The 3341-nt window shown below is 37.3% G+C and carries 2 protein-coding genes; both read left to right on the plus strand.

What is annotated here, in order from left to right:
- On the plus strand, positions 1–2397 hold a 2397-nt coding region (locus JHC30_04720; protein ID MCI4463457.1), incomplete at its 5' end, for a hypothetical protein.
- Positions 2398–2433: 36 nt separating this feature from the next.
- Positions 2434–3341 (plus strand): hypothetical protein (locus JHC30_04725; GenBank protein ID MCI4463458.1); only part of this gene is annotated, 908 nt, incomplete at its 3' end.

Below are 3341 nucleotides of genomic sequence, written 5' to 3' on the forward strand. Positions count from 1 at the left end.
CTTTTAATTACCGCACTTTCCTTTACTATTTTTGGTAACGCAAGAGGATATTCAATTGGTGTTGCATATCATTTTGAGCCTGTAAATAACGGACTATATGGAACCAATGCGACCTGTATAGAAATTGATGCAAACAATCCAAATATTATCTATCTTGGAACTGAGAATGAGGGGGTTTTTGTTTCAAATGACGGCGGGAAAAACTGGACTTGGATGGGCAAGGGCTTAGAGTTTGTTGCTCCGAATTATGTCCCTACATATGTGCGTATCAATGCAATAAAGTCTATAAGTGGAAAACCGGGTGTCCTTTACGCATCAACTTCAAAAGGGCTTTACATTACAAATAACGCAGGCATAAATTGGCAGAGGTTGGATAACGAACTTGCTAATACGACAGTCTATTATGCATATATCGATCCTGTGAATTCCAATTTTATTATTGCTGGAACAGATAAGGGTGTATATTTGTCAAAGGATGGTGGGGTAACTTTTGCTCCTTATAATACCGATATACCGAATATTAGCGTTTATACAATTGTTAAAGATATTACCGATCCTAATGCTTACTTTATCGGAACAAATAGTGGAATTTACAAGACGCTTGATAACTGCAAAACCTGGCGAAGAATCGGGAACTTTTTGAATATTAGCGTTTTGGATATTGTGCAAAATCCTAAAAAACCGTTTATAATCTATCTTGCAACCCAAGGAGGGGTCTTTAGAAGTTATGATAGTGGAAGCACTTTTGTCAATATGACTGATTGGACAAGCAAGCCCTATGTAATAAAAGTGTATGTTGACCCCTTTGATGATTCTAAGGTATATGCAGTATCAAGAGATGGGATTCTTTCAAGTAATGACGGAGGAGAAACTTTCTCAATCCAGCCAAACACAACAGGTTCGACTTTCAAGGCATGCGCAATCGCTTCACCTGACTTCTCCCTTCTTTATATTGGAACAAACAAAGGATTTTTAACTTACAATAAAGGGTATTTTTCTTTCTCAAATACAGGTTTGGGGTTGCTTTACGCAACATCTCTTGGCTTTGACCAAAATTATAAGATTGTCTACACAACAACTAATTTAGGGACATTTAAAACTGATTATAGCCTATCTTCGTGGACTTACATTAACAACGCTCTTTATGGCTCGTTTGCACATGCTATAGCAGTAGATCCAGCAAACCCTTACAATATGCTTGCAGCAACGAAAGTAGGCCTCAAAAAATCTATTGATAATGGCTTTGGCTGGGTAATGATTATTCCTAATGAAGAGATATACTCAGTGAACTTCTCAATGGTAAATCCAAAGTATGTTTTTGCTTCCGGAAGTGTCCTCTATTATAGCGAGGATAGTGGAAACAACTTTCAGGCAATTCAAATAAAAGGTATTGTTCCACCAATTTATGCTGTTGTCCCCACAAAGAATTGTGTTTACATACTTGATTCAAACAGCATTTTAAGATCGTTAGACCTTGTAAAATGGGAAGTTGTTTCTAATGTATCTTCTTTAAAACCAATTACACTTGCAGGTGACTTTTACAACCCCAACACCCTGTATCTTGGAACGCTTGACGGTGTGTATGTTTCAAGAGATGGTGGCATTACCTGGAATGTCTTTGGAGACCTTCCGAGGGGAACTATTGTTATGAGTGTTGCTTCCATAAACGATAGTAAAAACACAATTCTTGTTGCAACAAATTCAGGAGTTTATAGAAGCGTTGCAATAGAGGATAACCTTCCTCCTGTTGTTACTATATTCTCTCCTCAGGATGGTATAAAAGTAAATGTTGCATCTGTCAATGTTTCTGGGAAAGTAGTTGATAACGAGTCGGGGATTGCGAAAGTGACGATAAATGGTATTGAAGTAACCTTAAATCAGGACTTTACATTTTCGTATAACTTGCTTTTAACTCAAGGTGAGAACACAATAGAAATAAAAGCCTACGACAGAGCAGGAAATGTAGCAACAAGAACTCTTAAGGTGACTTATTCAAAGACAGTTATCTTAACGCTTTTTGTTGGCTCAAATAAGATGATAACTTCAGATGGAGAGGCAATTACGCTTGACTCACCACCTGTTATTGTAGAAGGTAGGACACTTGTTCCGATAAGACCGATTATTGAAAAGTTTGGTGGTTCAATTGCCTGGGATAACATAGAAAGAAAGGTTACCATTATTCTTGGGAACAAAACAATTGAAATGTGGATAGATAAGCCTCAAGCTCGTGTAAATGGAATTGTTACACTTATTGACCCTAGTAATAGCAAGGTTACGCCAAAAATTATAAATGGAAGGACTATGCTTCCCGTTCGTTTTGTTTCTGAACAATTGGGGGCAAAAGTCGATTGGGACGGAACTCTCAAGAAAATTACAATTACCTATCCTGCACCTTAAATTTATGGTATAATGGAGAAAAATTAGGAGGTCAAAATGAAAAGAAAAATTCTTAGTTTGATAGCAGTTTTTGTTTTAATGGCTTTGCTTTTACCACCTGGGTTGGTAAAGGCTTCTGATTCAATTACTGTTAATCTTTCTCCAAATGCAACAAATGTCGCTAATAAAATAACGGTAAATTTGACTCTTGCAAACGCTTATGTTGGTGCTAACACGCAAATTGAAATCCTCATCGATGGCGATACTAACCAAAGCCAAAAATTTTCTATTCCAACAGCTGTTTCTACTCAAAGCGTATATACGCAAGTTGGGACAGGTGCTGCACAATATGTATCAAGTGCATCAATTTCTACGAGCCCCGTCACCTTAGCAAAAAGCCTTATTATTAGGACAGGTATAAATGTAAACATAAGTCCAAACACTCCATTTGCAATAGTTATTGACACATCTGCAAACTTCGTGCCTCTTACAACAGGGACACATACTATTCAGGTTACGGTGAGCGGTAATTATGTTGTAAGTGGAACTTTTAGTGTTGCAACTGCACAGTCTGGAAGCGCTGTTACTATTTCTTCTATAAATATTGACAATCCAAAACTTGGACAAACAAGTACTTATGAATTTTTCTTTGTTCCAGGGCTTGCTCTTGTACCTGGGGACTCGATTTCGGTAGAATTTCCTCAGGGGTTTAATATACCGCCTACAATTGACGGAAGAAATTTTGCACTTATTCAAGGAAGCGCTCAAGTTGGTGATTTTACAAATAATGTTTTAGTTACTCAAAATGTTGTTAAACTAACTATTCCACCAACACAATTTACTTTTAATGCTGGCTACTCTACGAAACTCGTTTTTGGGCTTTATACAGGCATTGTGAATCCAAACACTGCAGGACAATACACATTTAAATTGTGGACCTCAAAACAGCCAACGCCTGCAACATA

It is taken from the genome of Caldisericum sp., assembly GCA_022759145.1.
Taxonomy (GTDB): domain Bacteria; phylum Caldisericota; class Caldisericia; order Caldisericales; family Caldisericaceae; genus Caldisericum.